The organism is Shinella oryzae, assembly GCF_023038235.1.
In the GTDB taxonomy this organism is placed as follows: domain Bacteria; phylum Pseudomonadota; class Alphaproteobacteria; order Rhizobiales; family Rhizobiaceae; genus Shinella; species Shinella sumterensis.
In genome coordinates this window covers 289,399-307,962 of the sequence record NZ_CP081988.1, presented here as the reverse complement: position 1 = coordinate 307,962, position 18,564 = coordinate 289,399, and the positions used below count along the sequence as shown (strand labels likewise).

At 64.3% G+C, this 18,564-nt stretch carries 16 protein-coding genes; 8 read left to right on the top strand and 8 right to left on the bottom strand.

Going from position 1 to position 18,564, the window contains the following annotated elements; all coding sequences use genetic code 11:
- The first annotated feature begins 21 nt into the window (after positions 1–21).
- The 6 genes from K6301_RS17655 to K6301_RS17630 all read left to right on the top strand — a co-directional run bounded on the left by K6301_RS17655 (position 22) and on the right by K6301_RS17630 (position 6,527).
- Complete coding sequence (locus tag K6301_RS17655; RefSeq protein WP_247221836.1) at positions 22–1,242, top strand: transaldolase family protein; 1,221 nt, start codon at positions 22–24, stop codon at positions 1,240–1,242.
- A gap of 13 nt (positions 1,243–1,255) precedes the next feature.
- Positions 1,256–2,581, top strand: a complete 1,326-nt coding sequence (locus tag K6301_RS17650; RefSeq protein WP_247221835.1) for an acetoin dehydrogenase dihydrolipoyllysine-residue acetyltransferase subunit — start codon at positions 1,256–1,258, stop codon at positions 2,579–2,581.
- Positions 2,582–2,663: 82 nt separating this feature from the next.
- A complete protein-coding gene (lpdA, locus tag K6301_RS17645) occupies positions 2,664–4,073 on the top strand; it encodes a dihydrolipoyl dehydrogenase (RefSeq protein WP_247221833.1) in 1,410 nt (469 codons plus the stop codon).
- Between the two features lie 9 nt (positions 4,074–4,082).
- Entirely contained in the window at positions 4,083–4,766 is a 684-nt protein-coding gene (gene gph, locus K6301_RS17640) for a phosphoglycolate phosphatase (RefSeq protein ID WP_247221831.1), read from the top strand.
- 49 nt (positions 4,767–4,815) lie between these two features.
- The gene (locus K6301_RS17635; RefSeq protein WP_247221829.1) at positions 4,816–5,748 is read left to right on the top strand and encodes a sugar phosphate isomerase/epimerase family protein; all 933 of its coding nucleotides are present in this window, start codon (positions 4,816–4,818) and stop codon (positions 5,746–5,748) included.
- A gap of 14 nt (positions 5,749–5,762) precedes the next feature.
- Positions 5,763–6,527, top strand: coding sequence for a triose-phosphate isomerase (locus K6301_RS17630; protein ID WP_247221828.1), 765 nt, complete (start codon positions 5,763–5,765; stop codon positions 6,525–6,527).
- 25 nt (positions 6,528–6,552) lie between these two features.
- Here the strand turns inward: K6301_RS17630 and K6301_RS17625 are convergent, their stop codons facing one another.
- The 6 genes from K6301_RS17625 to pncB all read right to left on the bottom strand — a co-directional run bounded on the left by K6301_RS17625 (position 6,553) and on the right by pncB (position 13,494).
- Complete coding sequence (locus K6301_RS17625) at positions 6,553–7,347, bottom strand: FadR/GntR family transcriptional regulator (protein ID WP_247221827.1); 795 nt, start codon at positions 7,345–7,347, stop codon at positions 6,553–6,555.
- A gap of 58 nt (positions 7,348–7,405) precedes the next feature.
- Positions 7,406–8,374, bottom strand: coding sequence for a galactofuranose ABC transporter, permease protein YjfF (gene yjfF / locus K6301_RS17620; RefSeq protein ID WP_247221826.1), 969 nt, complete (start codon positions 8,372–8,374; stop codon positions 7,406–7,408).
- Positions 8,371–9,396, bottom strand: a complete 1,026-nt coding sequence (locus K6301_RS17615) for an ABC transporter permease (protein WP_247221825.1) — start codon at positions 9,394–9,396, stop codon at positions 8,371–8,373. The genes yjfF and K6301_RS17615 overlap by 4 nt, the downstream gene beginning before the upstream one ends.
- Complete coding sequence (ytfR, locus tag K6301_RS17610) at positions 9,393–10,916, bottom strand: galactofuranose ABC transporter, ATP-binding protein YtfR (protein WP_247221824.1); 1,524 nt, start codon at positions 10,914–10,916, stop codon at positions 9,393–9,395. Before ytfR ends, K6301_RS17615 begins: the two co-directional genes overlap by 4 nt.
- A 111-nt stretch (positions 10,917–11,027) precedes the next feature.
- Positions 11,028–11,990 (bottom strand): galactofuranose ABC transporter, galactofuranose-binding protein YtfQ, encoded by a 963-nt coding sequence (gene ytfQ / locus K6301_RS17605; RefSeq protein ID WP_134651309.1) that lies wholly within the window; start codon positions 11,988–11,990, stop codon positions 11,028–11,030.
- A gap of 199 nt (positions 11,991–12,189) precedes the next feature.
- On the bottom strand, positions 12,190–13,494 hold the full coding sequence (gene pncB, locus K6301_RS17600; RefSeq protein WP_247221823.1) for a nicotinate phosphoribosyltransferase: 1,305 nt from the start codon (positions 13,492–13,494) through the stop codon (positions 12,190–12,192).
- A 172-nt stretch (positions 13,495–13,666) separates the two neighbouring features.
- On the opposite strand from pncB, the gene K6301_RS17595 reads away from it, so the two are divergent.
- Together K6301_RS17595 and K6301_RS17590 are read left to right on the top strand one after the other, a co-directional pair.
- Positions 13,667–14,542, top strand: a complete 876-nt coding sequence (locus tag K6301_RS17595) for a GNAT family N-acetyltransferase (RefSeq protein ID WP_247221821.1) — start codon at positions 13,667–13,669, stop codon at positions 14,540–14,542.
- Entirely contained in the window at positions 14,542–16,032 is a 1,491-nt protein-coding gene (locus K6301_RS17590) for a glucosamine inositolphosphorylceramide transferase family protein (RefSeq protein ID WP_247221820.1), read from the top strand. The genes K6301_RS17595 and K6301_RS17590 overlap by 1 nt, the downstream gene beginning before the upstream one ends.
- Here the strand turns inward: K6301_RS17590 and K6301_RS17585 are convergent.
- The gene (locus tag K6301_RS17585; protein ID WP_247221819.1) at positions 15,945–17,102 is read right to left on the bottom strand and encodes a glycosyltransferase family 4 protein; all 1,158 of its coding nucleotides are present in this window, start codon (positions 17,100–17,102) and stop codon (positions 15,945–15,947) included. The two genes, K6301_RS17590 and K6301_RS17585, sit on opposite strands and share 88 nt — an antisense overlap.
- Positions 17,099–18,454 (bottom strand): lipopolysaccharide biosynthesis protein, encoded by a 1,356-nt coding sequence (locus K6301_RS17580; RefSeq protein ID WP_247221818.1) that lies wholly within the window; start codon positions 18,452–18,454, stop codon positions 17,099–17,101. Before K6301_RS17580 ends, K6301_RS17585 begins: the two co-directional genes overlap by 4 nt.
- Positions 18,455–18,564 lie beyond the last annotated feature (110 nt).

Below are 18,564 nucleotides of genomic sequence, written 5' to 3'. Positions count from 1 at the left end.
AAGAGAGATCGGGAGACGACCATGTCCTTGCATGTGCTGGAAAAGCTCGCAGCCACCAATCCGGACTGTGAAATCTGGTGGGATTCCTCACCCCTGATCTACGAAGGTTGGAAAGCCTCCGTCCTGAAGGATGCGCCTGCCGGAAAGCGGGCAGACTGGGAGGCGCAGCTGACGCGCCTCTTCGATGCGGAAACCGCATCGCGAGACGGAACGATGGGCTTTCGCGGCGTCACGACCAATCCGCCGCTTTCGCTGCAGGCGATCCAGGCCGATCCGGCCTTCTGGGCTGAAGAGATCCGCAGGATCGCATCGACACGCAATGCCGATGATGTCGAGGATATCTACTGGGCGGTCTATCTCGATGTCGTGCGCCGCGGCGCGGCGATGATCCGCAAGGTCTTCGATACATCGGGCGGAAAGTACGGCTATGTCTCGGGCCAGGTGGATCCACGCTTCGTCACGGATAAGACGCGCATGTTGGAGCAGGGGCTTCAGCTTGCAGAGATTGCGCCGAACGTCATGGTGAAGATCCCCGGTTCGAAGGAAGGTTACGAGGTCATCGAGGAACTGACGGCCCGCGGCATCTCCACCAACAACACGACGTCCTTCACCGTTCCGCAATATGTTGCCTGCATGGACGCCGTTTCACGCGGTCTTGAGCGAGCAAGGGCAGCGGGTGTCGATCTGTCGAAATGGCGCTCGGTCATCACCCACATGTCATCTCGCCTCGGAAATGTCGGCGACCTCAAGGCCCAGGCCGATGCGCGCGGCATTACGCTCTCGCCAGAGGAAATCCTGCTAGGCGAGATGGCGGTGCTGAAGCGTGCCTATCGCTACGGAAAGGACCGCAACCATCCCAGCAAGATGCTGCAATGCTCCATGCGCGTGCAGGACGAAGGCGAGGGCGGCAAGGCATCGAGCGGCCATATCGCTCTGATCGCCGGCGGCGACTTCGTCTATACCTGCCCGCCGGGTTACATCGCGCAGCTCATGAAGGCAGAGGACCGGCTGCCGGATTTCGATCCTGCCGCAATCGATACGGATGCGTCGCCGGAGCTGATCGAAAAGCTGCTGCGCATTCCCTATTTCCGCCAGGCCTACGAATTCGACGGCATGAAGCCGGAGGAGTTCTCACGCTTTGGCGCCTTCGCCGCCACGGCTGCTGAATTCGCAGCCGCCACCCGCAAGACCGTGGATTTCGTCGCGCAGTCTGTCGAAACGCTCCACCGTCGCGTGGCTTGAGAGGAGAACCGTAATGGCACGTCCCATTCTGATGCCACAGGTCGGTCAGGACCTGACCGAAGGCAAGATCACGGCAATCCTCGTGAAGGTCGGCGACAAAGTCAAAAAGGGCGACATCGTCGCCGAGGTCGAATCCGAAAAGGCAGTCTTCGAGGTCGAGGCCTTCGAGACCGGTACGATCCTCGAGATACGCTACAATGTCGGCGACATGGGTGTTGTTCTCGAACCTCTCATGATGGTCGGCGAAGAGGGGGAGAAGCTGGAAGCCGCCGCCGCTCCTGTCGCAGCTTTCTCCGGCGAAGACGCCCAGTCCATCGTCGAGACGGCCAAGGAGAACATCGCGGTCTTCCCGCGGGAGTCCGTCCGTGAAAACGAGACAGCCTTCCTGAAATCGGGCACCGGCGGTTCCTCGCCGCTTGCCCGCCGGATTGCCGCATCCGCCGGCATCGATATTTCCCGGGTATCCGGCTCCGGCCCGCGCGGTGCTGTGGTGAAGCGCGATGTGGAGGCGTTCAAGCGCTCCTCCGGCTCGGGCACGCTCGTCAACTTCGGCGGCGCAGCTTCGACGGCTGCAAGGAGCCGTAGCGTCCTCAAGACGCTGCAAGCGGGTGTGGGAGATCCGGTTCTGTTCATTCACGGCTTCGGAGCCGAGCTTTCCGCCTGGCGGTCGTTCATCGGCCATATCGGCGTGGCCAACCCGATCCTCGCGATCGACCTTCCCGGTCACGGTGGCGCGGCGAATGCATCGGCCGACAGCTTCGACGATCTTGTCTCCGTTGTACGAGCGACTCTTGCCGCCGAAAAGATCGAACGGCTGCATCTGGTCGGCCATTCGCTTGGTGCCGCAGTCGCCACGGCCATCGCAGGCGGCGGGGATCTCGACGTGCGGTCGCTCACGCTGATTGCGCCGGCCGGCCTCGGACCCAAGATCAACGGCGACTACGTGAGCGGGTTCCTGTCCGCCGACAGCGAGGCGGCGCTTCAGGCCTGGCTTGGCCTTTTGGTTCATGAACCGGCGAGCCTGCCGGGCGTCTTGGTCCGCGCGACGCTCTCCGGCCGCGAAGGAACAGGTATGGTGGCGAACCAGACGCGGCTTGCGGCCGGTGTCTTTGCGGGAAGCACGCAGCTCTTCTCCGTGCGTGATGCCCTCAACCGTTTCGGCGGCCCGGCTCGCGTTATCGTCGGAGAGCAGGACCGGATCATTCCGGCAGAGTACAGCAATGCGTTGCCCGCGCATGTGGGGTTGCACCGCCTTCCACAGGTTGGCCACCTGCCGCAGCTCGAGGCCGCCCCGCTCGTCGGACGTCTCGTGTCGCAGACCATTCGAAGCGCGAGCTGAGCGCTTCGCCTCCCGGCCGTGCCACGCACCTCTCCCTGGTGCGTGGCCGCGTCGAGCCAATATCCCTCGAAAGGAATGCCGCATGCCGGCCTATGATGTCATTGTGATCGGCGCGGGGCCGGGCGGCTACGTCGCGGCCATTCGTGCGGCGCAGCTGGGTCTGAGGACGGCGGTTGTCGAGCGCCGGCATCTCGGCGGCATCTGCCTGAACTGGGGCTGCATTCCCACGAAGTCGCTGCTCCATTCTGCGACCCTTCTGGATGAGGCTCGTCATGCTGCAACCTTCGGCATTCGAAGCGAAACGCCCTCCGTCGATCTTCCCACCGTTGTCGCGCGTTCGCGCTCGGTCGCCGGCCAGCTCAATGCGGGTGTGCAGTTCCTGCTGCGTAAGAACAAGGTCGACGTCATCTGGGGCGCCGCCGAAGTCCTGGCGCCCGGAATGGTGCGAGTCACGGCGGGTGAGGGCGAAGCGCCGAAGATCACGCTTGCACCCGGCGATTACGATGCGGCACACATTATCATCGCCACTGGCGCCTCTGAACGCCGCCTGCCAGGCATCGTTCCCGATGGCGAACGCATCTGGTCCTATCATCATGCGATGACGCCAGCGGCGCTGCCGGCTTCCCTAGCAATTGTGGGTGGCGGCGCCATCGGCGTGGAGTTTGCCAGCCTCTACAATTCGCTCGGCGCGAAAGTGACGCTGATCGAGCGCCTCGCGCGTATCCTTCCGCAGGAAGACGCCGAAGTGGCCGAGCAGATGAGCAAGTCCCTGCGCAAGCGGGGCATCGAGGTTCTGACCGGCGTTGAGATTTCGCAGATCGCGTCCGATGTAACCGGCGTGACCGTACGCCTTGGCAATCCAGATGGTCCTCGCGAAATCACAGCCGAGAAGCTTCTTTCCGCCGCGGGTGTCGTGGCAAACGTCGAGGGGCTTGGCCTAGAAAAGTTGGGGGCCGCCCTGCGCAATGGCACGATCGCTACCGATGCAGTCGGCCGGACCAGCATTGCCGGGCTATATGCTATCGGCGACGTTGCCGGCCCGCCCATGCTGGCACACAAGGCCGAGCATGAGGGCGTGCGCTGCGTCGAGGCGATCGCGGGCCGTGGATCGCACGCTGCCATGGGGCCAGTCCCGTCCTGCATTTTCGCCGCGCCGCAGGTGGCCTCGATTGGGCTGACGGAAGAGGCGGCGATGGACAGGGGCCTCGTCGTCGATATCGGCCGCTTCGCTTTTCGCGGAAACGGCAAGGCGGTGACCATTGGCGAAGCAGACGGTTTCGTCAAAGTCCTGTTCGACAAGATGAGCGGTCGACTCGTCGGCGCGCACATGATCGGTCCCTCGGTCAGCGAGCTCGTGTCCGTCTTTTCTCTCGCGCTGACCATGGGCGCGACACGCGATCATCTTCTCCACACGATATTTCCCCATCCTACGCTGTCGGAAGCGCTGCATGAGGCTACGCTGGCCTCCGATTCACGCGCGATTCACGCATAGAGGATGGACATGAGCAAAGGCACGATTGTTTTCGATCTCGATGGCACGTTGGTGGACAGCGTACCGGACCTTGCAGGGTCTCTCGACACGTTGATGGAAGAACGGGGGTTGGCGCCGATCGGTGTGGAAACCGCGCGCCGACTGATCGGCCACGGTATTCCGAACCTGGTACGCCGGGCTTTGGGCGAGCGTGGCGTGGAATGGCAGGATGACACCGGTGCTGCCGCCGTCAAGCGTTTCACCGAAATCTATGGGGCGCGCGTCGCCCAGGAGACCCGGCCCTATGCCGATGTCGATACCGTGCTGGAAGAGCTTGCGGGTGAGGGCTGGCGGATGGCGATCTGCACAAACAAGATGGAGCGCTTCGCCCGGCAGATCGTCGATCATCTTGGCCTGTCTCGCTACTTTGCCGTGGTTGCTGGGCCGGACACGTTCGGCGTCGGCAAGCCCGATCCCCGCCATCTGATGGATACCGCGGCGGCAGCCGGCGGCGCGCATCCGGTTCTTTTCGTTGGCGATTCAGAGGTCGACATCGCAACCGGAAAGGCAGCCGGCGTGCCGGTGATAGCGCTGACCTACGGTTACACGAAAACGCCGCTGGACGATCTCGGTGCCGACCGGCTCATCGATGCCTTCGCGGAACTGCCCGACGCTATCGCCTCGCTACAGGCGCAGCCGCAGGCGGCAACATGACATCCTGATGCCGGTCGGCGCCGGCATCGCACAACTCTGGGAGAAGAAAATGGCGCTGAGGCTGTCGCTCAACACCAATCCGCTGGTCAACCGGTTCGCCGATGTCGATGATCTCATCGACACGATCGCCGAGCGAATCCGTATCGGCCATATCCAGCTGACCCCGGAATTCATCAATCCGTCCTGGCCGGCCTCCGTCATTACGCGCCGTGTCCGCGCCTTTCGCCGCGCGCTGGACCGAACCGGTGTGCGGGTCACATCCGTCATGACGAGCACCTACGGCCGCCTGAACCATTTCGGCCATTCCGACCCCGATGTGCGCGCCTATTATCTCGATTGGTTTCGCACGCTCGCCGATATTGCCGGTGAACTGGGCGCGGACGGTATGGGCTCGCAGTTCGCGGTCTTCACGCAGAAGGACTACAACGATCAGGTGCGGCGGCAGGAACTGATCGAGACTGTGATCGATTGCTGGAAGGATGTCGCGGAACAGGGCAAGGCGGCTGGGCTCAAATACATCTTCTGGGAGCCGATGTCGGTTGGCCGTGAATTCGGCCAGACGATTGCCGCGTGCCGGACGCTCGACCAGCGGCTCGCGAGCGCGGGCTTTGCCATACCGTTCCGCATGATCGTGGACATCGACCATGGCGATGTGACGTCTTCCAACCCCGATGACACGGACCCCTATGCCTGGGCGGCGTCGTTCCCGCAGGAATCGCCGATCATCCATGTCAAGCAGTCCTCCATGAACAAGGGAGGGCACTGGCCCTTCACCGCCGAACACAACAAGGACGGCCGCATCCAGCCGGGGAAGCTGATCCGCACCGTCAAGGAGGCCGGCGGCACGGATAACGAAATCTGCATGGAGCTGTCGTTTCGCGAACGCGAGCCGACGGATGGACGCGTAGTCGAGATGATCCGGGAATCGGTCGCCTATTGGGAACCGCATATCGATACCGGCATGAACGGTTTTCGCGGCTGAGGAGGGAAGAACAGATGGCAAAATCGCTCTGGGTCGGCACAAGCTGGAAAATGAACAAGACGCTTGCCGAGGCGCTCGCATTCGCCGATGGCCTCAAGGCTGCGGACGGCGAACGCGCGCTGAATGTTCAGCGCTTCATCCTGCCCGCGTTCACCGCCCTAAGGGAGGTGAAGAGCCGCCTTGCGCAGACCAGTGTGAAGGTCGGTGCGCAGAATATGCACTGGGACGATGGCGGAGCCTGGACCGGAGAGATCTCGCCGGTCATGCTGAAGGACTGCAATGCCGACCTTGTCGAGATCGGGCATAGCGAGCGTCGTGAGTTCTTCAACGAGACAGATGAAGCGGTTGGCCGCAAAACCGCGGCTGCGGTACGCCACGGCCTGATCCCGCTCGTGTGCATTGGCGAGACACTTGCCGAACGAGAGGCTGGGCGGGCGGACGAAGTGCTGGCGCGTCAGGTAACGGCGGCACTGGCTCTGCTCACTCCGGCGGAAAAGCAGGCGGAAATCCTCATCGCCTATGAACCGGTCTGGGCGATCGGCGTGAACGGCATCCCCGCCACGATGGATTACGCGAACGCTCGTCACGAAAGAATCAGCGCGGTCGTCGAAGCGGTCATGGGCCGTCGTCTGCCGTTGCTCTATGGTGGCAGTGTCAATCCCGCCAACTGCGCGGAACTGGTGTCGCAGGCCCATATCGATGGCCTGTTTATCGGCCGCTCGGCCTGGACCGTCGAGGGCTATCTGGACATCCTCAAGAGGGTTGCCGGCGCAGTCTGAAGAAACAGCTGCCCCGCGCGCAGCGTCAGTCAGAAGTCAACGCGGAGGCATCGTTTTCGCGATTCTCTTCCTGCGGCGCTGCATGCATTGCGCCGAGTATGCGGTTTCGGCCAACGAGGATGACGTTCTCCATCGCCCGGCGTGCGCCGTCTTCGTCGCGCCGACGGATTTCCTCGACGATGCGGATATGGCTCGATGAGACGTCGGTGATGCGGATATCGGCAGTTGCTGGCGAGCTCAGTTCGAAGACGCCCGCAAGAGCGGCCTCGATAAGGCTTCCTACCGTGCGCATGAAGGGGTTGCGCGAGGCCTCCATGACGCTCAGATGGAAGCGCAGGTCGGCGATCGCCATCGTCTCGGGGGTGTGACTGGGGTCGCCCATGGCGACGGCCAGATGCATCATCTGGATGATATCGGCCTCGGAGGCATGGCGCGCGGCAAGGGCGGCCGCCTGCGGCTCGAAGCCCAGCCTGATTTCGCTCAGGTGCAGAAGGAAATTCTCGTCGACGCCGACCGCGAAATGCCAGGTGAGGATATCGCCGTCAAAGAGGTTCCACTGGCTCTTCGGCGTCACGCGCGTGCCGATGCGGGCGCGCGGCACGACGAGGCCTTTGGCAGCCAGCGTCTTCATGGCCTCGCGCAGCACGGTTCTGGAAACCTCGAAGCGCGCCTCCAGTTCGGCATCGCCGGGAAGGGTGGTGCCGACGGGGAATTCCCCGGCGATGATCGCCTTGCCGAGGGCGTTCACCACCTGCCAATGGCTTGTGCGCACACCCGCACCCGTGATGACCGTATCCAGCACTCCCTTGCGGCGGACCATGTGCTATCCCCTTCTTTCGGGGTAGCCCTGCGCAACAGCCGCCGCCTTTTGTTTGACGTCAGGCATGGCGTCTCTTTCGGTCGGACAGGAGGATCAGGGCCTTCTGCAGCAGGATGAATGCGAAGAGCAGCAGGCCGATGAGGATCTTGGTCCACCAGCTCGAAAGCGAGCCGTCGAAGGTGATGTAGGTCTGGATCAGCCCCTGTATGAGGATGCCGATCAGCGTGCCTGCGACGAAACCAGAGCCGCCCGTCAGCAGCGTGCCGCCGATGACCACGGCCGCGATGGCGTCTAGCTCCACGCCGACGGTCGCCAGCGAATAGCCGGCCGACGTGTAGAGCGAGAAGACGATGCCCGACAGGCCGGCGAGAAACCCCGACAGAGCGTAGATCAGGATGGTCGTACGGCCGATCGGCACACCCATGAGCCGTGCCGTGGCTGTACCGCCGCCGAGCGCATAGACGTCGGCGCCGAAGCGGGTGCGGTGGGCGATCAGAATGCCGATGAGGAAAACCACGAGCATCAGCCCGCCGATCAGTGTCAGGCGCCCGCCACCGGGAAGCACATAATAGAAGCTCTTCAGCGTCGTGTAGAACGGGTGCTTGATCGGGATGGAATCGATGGAAAGCACGAAGGCCATGCCGCGGGCGAGAAACATGCCCGCCAGCGTGACGATGAATGGCGGCATTTCCAGATGATGGATGATCGCGCCCATGATCGCGCCGAAGGCGGTGGTGATGATCAGCGCCAGGGCGAAGGCAACGAGCGGGTGGATCGCGGTCGATTGCAGCAGCACGGCGAGGAAGACGCCGGTGAACGCGATCACCGCGCCGATCGACAGGTCGATGCCACCGGACAGGATGACGAAGGTCATGCCGACGGCCGCTATGCCGAGGAAGGCGTTGTCCGTCAGCAGGTTGCCGATCACCCGGGTCGACAGCATGTTGGGGTACTGTGCGATGCAGACGGCATAGGCGATGAGGAAGATCGCGACGGTCGCGGTGAGCGGAAGGTAACGCGGGTTCATTTCGCCTCCTGCCCCTTCGTGGGCTCGGTGGCGCGGGCGCGCGACAGCCAGATGAAGGCCGATTGTGCGCGCGGGGACTGGATGACCAGGATCAGCACGATGATCGCCGCCTTGATGATGAGGTTGAATTCCGGCGGAAAGCCCGAGAGCAGGATGCCGGTGTTGATCGACTGGATGATCATCGCGCCGAGCAGCGAGGCGGCGATGCTGAACCGACCCCCGAGCAGGGATGTGCCGCCGACGACCACGGCGAGAATGGCGTCGAGTTCGAGCCACAGGCCTGCATTGTTGGCGTCCGCGCCGCGAATATCCGCGGCGGCGATGATGCCGGCGAGGGCGGCGCACAAACCGGAGAGCATGTAGGCGGCGATGAGCAGGACACCGGTAGAGACACCGGACAGGCGCGAGGCGCGGCGGTTGACGCCGACGGCCTCGATCAGCATGCCGAGCGCCGTTCGCCGGACGAGCAGCGCGACGATCAGCCCGAAGCCCAGCCAGATGACGACAGGCATCGGCAGGCCCAACAGCGAGCCGCTGCCGATGAAGATCAGGCCCGGATGATTGAAGGTGAGGATCGCGCCTTCGGTGATGAGCTGCGCGATGCCGCGTCCCGCCACCATGAGCACCAGCGTCGCGATAATGGGCTGGATATCGAGCACCGCGACGAGCACGCCGTTCCACAGGCCGCACAGGATGCCTGTCGAGATCGTTACGACAAGGGTGAAGGCCAGCGAATGGCCGGCGGTGATGGAGGCGGCCGCGACCGCGCCGCAGATCGCCATGACCGCGCCCACGGACAGGTCGATGCCCTTTGTCGCGATCACCACGGTCATGCCGATGGCCAGCAGCGCGACGGGTGCGCCGCGGTTCAGGATATCGATGAGGCTGCCGTAGAGGCGGTCGTTCTGGAACGACAGCTTGAAGAAGCCCGGGAAGGCGAGCGACACCATGAACAGGATGATGGCGAGCGCTGCGACCTGCGGAAACAGCCTGACGGCATAGGCTTTGAGCGTGCCCGTCATGCCGGCCTCCCTTCATGCGCGGAGGCGATCGCCTCGATGATGGCGTTCGTGGTGACCTCTTCACCCGTCAGCTCGGCCACATGTGCCCGGTCTCGCAGCACGAGGACGCGGCTCGAATAGGCGACCAGCTCTTCCAGTTCGGAGGATATGACGATCAGCGACATGCCATTCTCGCAGAGGGTCTCGATAAGGCGGATGATTTCCGCATGGGCGCCGACATCGATGCCGCGCGTCGGCTCGTCCAGGATCAGGAATTCCGGATTGGTCGCCAGCCAGCGGGCCAGGATGGCCTTCTGCTGGTTGCCGCCGGACAGAAGCCGGATCGGCTTCTCACGGTCGCTCGTGCGGATGTCGAGTGCCTTGATGTAGTGATCGGCCAGCCTGTCCTGCTCGCTTCGGCTGATCGGCCGTGCCCAGCCGCGCCGCGCCTGCAAAGCCAGCACGATGTTCTCGCGCACCGAGAGGTCGCCGACGATGCCATCGACCTTGCGATCCTCGGGGCAGAAGCCGAACTTCTCGCGGATCGCCGCGCGCGGTGAGGAAAGATCGAGCGTGCGGCCATCGGCCTGCGCTGTACCGCTGTCGGCGCGTTCGGCGCCGAACAGGATTTCCGCCGTCTCCGTGCGGCCGGAGCCGAGCAGGCCGGCAATGCCGACGACCTCACCGGAGGCGACGTCCAGGTCGAAGGGCTGGATATGTCCCTTCCGACCGAAGCTGCGGAAGCGGAAACGCGCTTCGCCGGGCTCCTTCGTCTCGCTGTGCTTCGCTTCGCCGACTTCCTGCACGAGTTCGCGGCCGAGCATCATGGCGATGAGTTCGCGGCGCGGCAGCGCCGCGGTCTCGCGTGTGCCGACCAGCTGGCCGTTGCGCAGAACGGTGATGCGGTCCGAGATCTCGTAGACCTGTTCGAGGAAGTGCGTGATGAAGATGATGCCGAGGCCGCGCTCCTTGAGGCGGCGCACGATGCGAAACAGCATCGCGACTTCATGCGTGTCGAGGCTGGCCGTCGGCTCGTCGAGGATGAGCACCTTGCCCGAGAGGTCGACGGCGCGGGCGATCGCAATGACCTGCTGGACGGCGACGGAGAAGGCTGAAAGCTCCGCCGTCACATCGATGTCGAGGTCGTATTCGGAAAGCAGGGCGCGGGCCTGCTTGTTCATCGCGCGCGCGTCGACGAGCCCGAAGCGGCGCGGCTGACGCCCAAGGAAGAGGTTTTCGGCAACCGTGAGGTTCGCCAGCAGGTTCACTTCCTGGTAGACCGTGCCGATGCCGAGCTTTTGCGCTTCCAGCGTGTTATGCGGATCGACCTCGGCGCCATCGAGCAGGATACGACCGCCATCGCGCCGGTAGGCGCCTGTCAGGCACTTGATGAGCGTGGATTTTCCGGCGCCGTTTTCACCCAGAAGGGCGTGGACCTCACCGCGCGCGAGCGAGAAATCGACGCCGTTGAGCGCCCTGGCGCCCGGGAAGATCTTGTCGATCCCCGTCGCCGATAGAACATAGGAACTGACCGACTGCATGATCCCGACCCGTATGACAGAAACCGGCCGCAGCGTGACAAGACGCGCGTCGGCAGGCAAAGCGGTGGTGTGCGCCCGGCCGTTCGAGGCCGGGCACAGGACCGATAGGGATTAGTAGCCGAGGCCCTTCTTTTCTTCGTAGACCTTCATCGGATCATCAGCCTGGGTGTAGAGCTTCGATTCCGTCTGGATCCACTTCGGCGGCTCCTTGCCGTCCTTGATGAAGGCATCGAGCGCGTCGAAGGCCGGGCCGGCCATGTTCGGCGTCAGTTCGACGGTGGCGTTCGCCTCGCCGGCGGCCATGGCCTGGAAGATATCCGGAACCGCGTCGATCGATACGACGAGGATATCGGTGCCCGGCTTCAGGCCGGCTTCCTTGATCGCTTGGATGGCGCCGACGGCCATGTCGTCATTGTGCGCGTAGACTGCACAGATGTTCTTGCCGCCGTCTTCGGCCTTCAGGAAGCTTTCCATGACTTCCTTGCCCTTGGTGCGGGTGAAGTCACCGGTCTGGCTGCGAACGATCTTCAGGTTGTCCTTACCAGCAAGCGCTTCTTCGAAGCCCTTCTTGCGGTCGATGGCCGGCGAGGAGCCGGTCGTGCCCTGGAGTTCGACGACGTTGCACGGCTTGCCGGCAACCGTGTCGACCAGCCACTTGCCGGCGACATTGCCTTCATGCACGAGGTCGGACGTGACGGCGGTCAGGTAGAGTTCCTTCGGCGCGTCGATGGTGCGGTCGAGCAGAACGACCGGGATGTTTGCGTCCTTGGCTTCCTGCAGCACTTCATCCCAGCCGGTGGCGACGACAGGCGCGACCAGGATGGCATCGACGCCCTGCGCGATGAACGAGCGCAGCGCCTTGATCTGATTTTCCTGCTTCTGCTGGGCATCGGCGAACTTGAGGTCGATGCCGCGCTTTTCAGCCTGCTGCTTGGTCAGTGTGGTTTCTGCGGCGCGCCAGCCCGATTCGGAACCGATCTGCGAAAAGCCCACGGTCATCGCCGACGCGGAAGCCGCGCTGAAGACCGATGCAGCCAGAATCGTGGCACCTGCGAGTGCGAATTTGAACTTCATGATTTCCTCCCAAACAAAGCTGCTCCTCAGCAGCGTCGATAAAACATCATATTGTATTACTATTGTAAACCGGCAAATCCGCTTGCCTGCACTTTTTTCACGGAAAGGTAATTCAAACGGCGGGACGTTCCCGGTAGACGCGTCAAGCGTTCCGCGCGGTGCAGGCGGCCGGCCGTAGTGGCGCTTCCGGCGCGGCGGGCTAGACCTCGACTGGCCGCGCAGTCTGGCGGTCGATGCCGAAGACGCGGCGGTAGCGCTCGATCTCGGCCGGGTCGCCGGTCGCCTTGGCGGGATTGTCGGAAAGCTTGACGGCGGGACGGCCGTCGGCGCTTGTGACCTTGCAGACCAGGGAGATCGGGTCGAGCCCGGTTCCGCCGTCCGGATCGCAGCCGCGGAAATCGTTGGTGAGATTGGTGCCCCAGCCGAAGCTCATGCGCACCTTCCCGTGAAAATGCCGGTAGGTCTCCTCGATCGTATCGACATCCATGCCGTCGGAGAAGATCAGCAGCTTCTTGCGCGGATCGCGCCCCCTGGCGCGCCACCAGTCGATGATCTGCTCGCCGCCTTCGATCGGCGGCGCGCTGTCGGGGCGAAAACCGGTCCAGTCCGCGACCCAGTCCGGCGCGTTGGCGAGAAAGGCCGCGGTGCCGTAGGCGTCGGGCAGGGCGATCAGGAGATTGCCGTTGTAATGCTGCCGCCAGTCCTCCAGAACCTGATAGGGGGCACGCGCCAGCGCCTCGTCGCCGTCGGCCAGCGCGGCCGCGACCATCGGCAATTCATGTGCATTGGTGCCGATCGCTTCGAGGTCGGCATCCATGGCGAGAAGCACGTTCGACGTGCCGATGAAGCGATCGCCGAGCCCTTCCTTCAGGGCTTCCACGCACCAGCGTTGCCAGAGAAAGCCATGCCTGCGCCGTGTGCCGAAGTCGGAAATGACGAGATCCGGCAGCTTCGCCAGCCGCTCCACCTTTTCCCACAGCCGCGCCTTGGCGCGGGCATAGAGGACATCGAGCGTGAAGCGGCCGCGCCCGCGCATGGCCGCGCGGGACTTCAGCTCGTTGATGATGGCGAGCGCCGGGATTTCCCACATGGTCGTGTGCGTCCACGGCCCGTCGAAATGCAGCTCGTACTGGCCGTCCACCTTGTGCAGGTCGTATTCGGGCAGGCGGAAATCGGCGAGCCAAGCGATGAAGTCGGGTCCGAACATCCGCGCCTTGCCGTAGAAGCTGTTGCCGGCAAGCCAGATCAACTCCTTCTTGGTAAAGCGGATTTCACGGGCGTGATCGAGCTGCGCACGAAGCTCGCCTTCGTCGATGATGTCGGCAAGCCGCACGCTCTTCGTCCGGTTGATCAGCGAAAAGGTGGCGTGGACCTCGGGATACTGGCGGCGGATCATCTGGAGCATCAGGAGCTTGTAGAAATCCGTGTCCAGCAGGCTGCGCACGATCGGATCGAGCCGGAAATTATGATCGTAGGTGCGGGTTGCGATGTCGGTAACGGCCATGCCGGCTCCTGAGAATGCTGCGTCTGATTGCGGCCAACCTTCCCGATCGGCGAAGGCATGGCAAGTGGGTGGAGATTGATGTGCATTCTTCCGGTTGTGTATTTGACTTGCACATTCTCTTTTGGTTGTATTTATGACACCGTCACAACCGAAGAATCGACTCGGAGGCTGCATGAGCGTGTTGGGTCCGCTTCCCGAAGGTCTCGCCTGCCGCCCGATCGAAGAGGCGGATTGGCCAGGCGTTATCGATTGCCTTCGGCGCGGATTTCCCGAGCGGTCGCAGCGCCATTGGGAGGGGGCGCTTGAACGCATGTCCAGCCGTCCCGCCGTGCAGGACCTGCCGCGCTGCGGCTATCTCTTGGATTGCGAAGGCCGTGTCGTCGGCGTGCTGCTGGCTTTGTACTTTCGTCATCCCGGCGATGCCATTCGCTGCAACCTCTCGAGCTGGGCGGTGGACGAGGAGTTCCGCTCCTATGCGGGAAAGCTCATCATGACGGCAATGCGCCGCCGGGATGTCACCTTTCTGTCAATTACCCCGGCGCCCGTAACGCTGAAGGTGACAGAGGCATTGCGGTTCCGCCGTTTTGCTGAGGGGCAGCAGGCCTTTGTGCCGCTCCTCAGCCGGGCGACGGGTACAATCCGCGCGATCATTGCACGGCCGGGGCTCGCGGAACTCGACAGGCTGCCAGAAGAAGACCGCACCCTCCTGCTCGACCATGCCGCCCTCGGCTGCGATTCGGTCGTCTGTCTGGACGGAGACGATGCTTACCCCTTCGTTCTCAAGCCGCGACGCGTGGTGCGCGGCCTCATTCCATGCAGCCAGGTCATCTACTGCCGCTCGCATGCGGATCTAAGCCGATGCGCCCATGCGCTCGGGCGTCATCTCGCGCGCAAGGGGCTGTTCTTCGCGGTCGTCGATGCCCGCGGACCTGTGCCGGGGCTGACCGGGCGCTATTTTGCCGGTGTTGGACCCAAATATGCGAAAGGGCCCAACCCACCCTGGCCGGGTGATCTTGCCTTCACGGAATTCGCGGTCTTCGACGCCTGATGAACGACCGGCGCCTTGCGATCGATGTCATTGTTCCGGCCCGCGGCGCGCAGTACTGGCATGAAGTCCTGATCGAGCGCCTGGCGGCGGCTGGGCATGCGGTGGCTGTCGCCCTGGATGCCGTCGCGGACGGGTGGCCGGCTTGGGCGAACGGTACGCTCGCACTCGAACGCCGGCTTTTCCGCCGACGCGCGCGGGCGCTGGCATCACAGATCGAACCGCCTATGTCCGGCGCTCCGCATGTCGCGGCGAACCTGCGCGTCGATCTTGCCGGACATGCACCGGTGCGGGACGTGCCAACCCTCGCATTGCGATTCGATGGCGCATGCGACGCTCGCGCCGTCCCGGCGCTGGTCGCCGCAGGGCGGCTACCGGTGCTGGACGTGGTGCGCGATGGCGCGCAGGTCGTCAGCAGGGCCTGGCCGATGATCGACCGGCTCGAAGCCACGTCGCTTGGGGTGGAGGATGTTCTTGCCCGGGCGATAACGGCGCTGGTGTCGGCGGTAGAGGCGTTTGCAGCAGACCGGCTCGACCGGCTCGAAGCCATCGCCCCACTCCAAGCAGACCATCGGTTTCTGCCTGCTTATCTGACCAGCGCCCTGCCGCGCCTTGGCCGGGAGGCCTGGCGGCGGCTTCGCTTTCGGCAGGCGCACTGGCGGGTCGGCTTTCGCTTCCATGACGGCCCCGGCGTGGCCGATACCGGCAGGCTCGGAACTGGATGGACCGTCCTTGCGGATGCGGGAGATCGCTTTTATGCCGATCCCTTCGTCTTCCATTGGCAGGACCGCGCCTTCCTCTTCGTCGAGGATTATCTGCATGCAGCCGGCAAGGCGGTGATATCCGTCGTGCCGTTCAACGCGGCCGGCGTTCCGCAGGCCGCCCGTGTGGTTCTGGAAGAACCGCACCACCTGTCCTATCCCCAGGTGTTCACCCGGGACGGGGCGATCTGGATGCTGCCGGAGGCGAGCACCAGCGGGAAGCTCACCCTTTACCGCGCCGAAGCTTTCCCGGATCGCTGGCGGGCGGAGGCTGTTCTCGCCGAAGGCGAGATATCCGACGCGACCCTGCTCGCACACGACGGACGGCTGTGGCTTTTCGCAACGGACAGGGACGGCTTCGGCAGCACGTCCGATACGCTCGTGGTTTTCGAGGCCGAGGCGCTTGCCGGACCCTGGCGGCCGCACCGGCTGAACCCGATCCTGATCGATCGCCGGCGGGCGCGGCCGGGCGGCGCTTTCGTGCGCGACCGGGCGGGGCGGATATTCCTGCCGGTTCAGGATGGCACGCTTGGCTATGGCGGGGGGCTGGGATTGTCGGAACTGCTCTTACTCGACAGCGATACCGTTCACCTTTCACCGCCACGCCCCATCGTTGCCGACGGGGATTGGCCCTATCCACGCATTCACACGCTCAACCGCTCCGGGCCGCTTGAGGTGATCGACGGGATCGTGCCGGTTCGAAAGCCGTTGTTCGAAAACAGGGCTTCATAGGCTGCGCACATGGCTGCGGGCGAATATTGTTCCCGCAACTGGCGCCCGGCCCTCGCAAGCGTCGCAGCGAGTGCGGGATTTGCGAAGACCTGCGCAAGACCGGCCGCGATTCCATCGGCATCCGGCGGCACGAACAGCGCAGCCGGGCGTCCATCGGCTGTGGTCAGGACCTCGCGCAGCACGTCCAGGTCGCTCGACACGATCGGCAGCCCGGCGATGGCAGCTTCCACGACCGCAAGGCCAAACGTCTCCGTCGTCGATGAAAAGGCATAGACATCGCCCGCCGCGAGAAAGTCGTGGATGCCATCAGGGGAGAGTTCGCCGACGAGATGGAGGCGGTTTTGCACGTTGAGCCGCGCGGCAAGCGCGAGGAGCATTTCCTTCTCCGGACCCGTGCCGGCGATGGCAAGATGCACGTCCGGAAGCATCGCCAGCGCCCCCACGAGGGCGGTGTGGTTCTTCGACGGCGCCAGCCGGCCGGTCGAGATCGCGAGCGGAACGCCAATTGGCAGTCCGAACGCCGCGCGCGCCCGCTTCCTGGCCGGCAGCCGCGCCGGCGCGGGCACACCGTGATCGATGCGTCTGAGGCGCTTGCGGTAGGCCGCGGGAAAGGCGGCGAACTGTGCTTCGGTCCAGGCGGAGTTCACGATGTTGACGTGATACATACCGGCCATGCCCATGAGCTTGTCGACCTGCGTGAGCAAGCCACGCAGGCCGTGAACCTGGGGTGCGCCGCTCTGGTTGGCGACGATGGCTCCTACACCGCAGAGCCGGGCGGCAAGCGTTCCGGCGATATTGCCGTAATGCTGGAAGGACACGACGGCATCGGGCCTGATCTTGCGCACGTGGTCGATGAGGCCGAGCACCGCCAGCATCTGCTCAAGCACGCCACGCGGCGGGTGCATGAGGATGAAGTCGGCATGCGGATCGCGGTCGTAGACGTCGGTCTTGCGATACAGGAAGACCGTGCGGACGTCATGGCCGCGGGCTCGAAGCCCTTCGCCCACCATATCGGAAATGCGTTGCGCGCCGGCGGCTTCCGCCTGCGTCTGAACCTGGAGGATTTTCATGGCCGGCCTTTCTGGGTTGTGCGGAGGGCGAGGTGCCGCCGTCCTGAGAGGAAACCGAGGATGGAGGGATCGACCCCGATCCTGCGGCGGGTGATGGCGGCGCCGGCGAGGCACCAAAGCGCCGTCGTGCCGGCCATGCCGATCGCAGCACCCGTCGGTCCGTGGGTGAGGGCAAGCGCGGAGGTCGCCGCAAGCCCAAGGCCGTTCGCGACGACGAGCGTGCGAAAGAGTTCGCGTTGCAGACCCGTCAGCTGCATGGTGAGTTCCGTCGGCCCGCAGGCGGTACCGACGAGCACGCCGAGCCCGAGAATGACCAGCACGCCGTGCATGGCCGGGGTGGCGTAGGCGGGATCGAAGAGCGCCAGTATCGGGCGGCCAGCGACGACGAGCGCCACAAGCACGGCGAGTGCAGCGGCAAAGCCGGTCATGGCGACGAGGCCGGTTATGCGCTGCACATGGACCCGGTCGCCGGCATGGAAAGCGGCGGAGATCTGCGGTGCGGCCGCCTGGTTGATGCCGTTCAGCGCAAGTGCCGCAAGGCGCGTGATGCGATCGGCCACGAAGACCGCGCCTGCCGTTTCCGGGCCGAGCAACGCTGCGACGACGAGCGTGCTTGCCTGCCCAAGGGCCGGCGGCAGGGCGGTGACGCCCCACAAGCCCAGAGACACGGCGCGGAATTCAGCGGCCTCTCCGGCGCTGAGAGGGGTTTGCGGCGCCTGCAGCGTGTCACGCAGCAATGTCACCGTCTGGGGCAGGACGCTGGCAATGAGCAGCAGGGTGGTAAGCCAGAGGGCGGTGACCGCGGTCATGTCCGTCGCGAGGCGCCCGGCGATGACAAAGACGAAGATGCTCAGGACGCGCCATACGACGTCCCGTGGCAGCAGGCTGCTCACGACGGCGCCTTTCGCACGCATGGCACAGGCGCTGAATTCCGACCAGCCGAGTGCCGCCGCAAGAAGGGCGGTCGCCGCCGTGATCGCCGGCCATTCGGGGCCAAGCGAGAGCGGAAGCGCGCTTGCCGCCAGAACGACGAGAGCCGCGACGGCGACGGCGGCTGCCGTGATGCGGATGGACAGAGCCACCATTGTGTTGGCGCGGCCCTCGTCGCGGCTTCCGGCATATTGCGGCCAGAAGCGCAGGACGGCGGCATGCTGGCCGGCGAGCGAGAAAAAGGAGACGAGGCTTGCGCCGGCATAGGCGGTGCTGAACAGGCCGAACTGGCGCTCGTCCATCGTGGCGGCGACAACGACGAAAACCGTGAAGGTGAGGGCGGCGCTCGCGAGCTTCACCACGCCTGCGGCCACGCCCTTGCCGGCGAGCACATGGAGGGAAAGCATCGGGCGCTGGCTCATCGTCTCTCCTTCGGTTGTAGGCCTTGGGAAAATCCCCTAATGCGAGTGTTTGGAAATAACACAACCCGCGGGTGATGGTTTGAAATATACACCGTATGGTTACTTTCTGC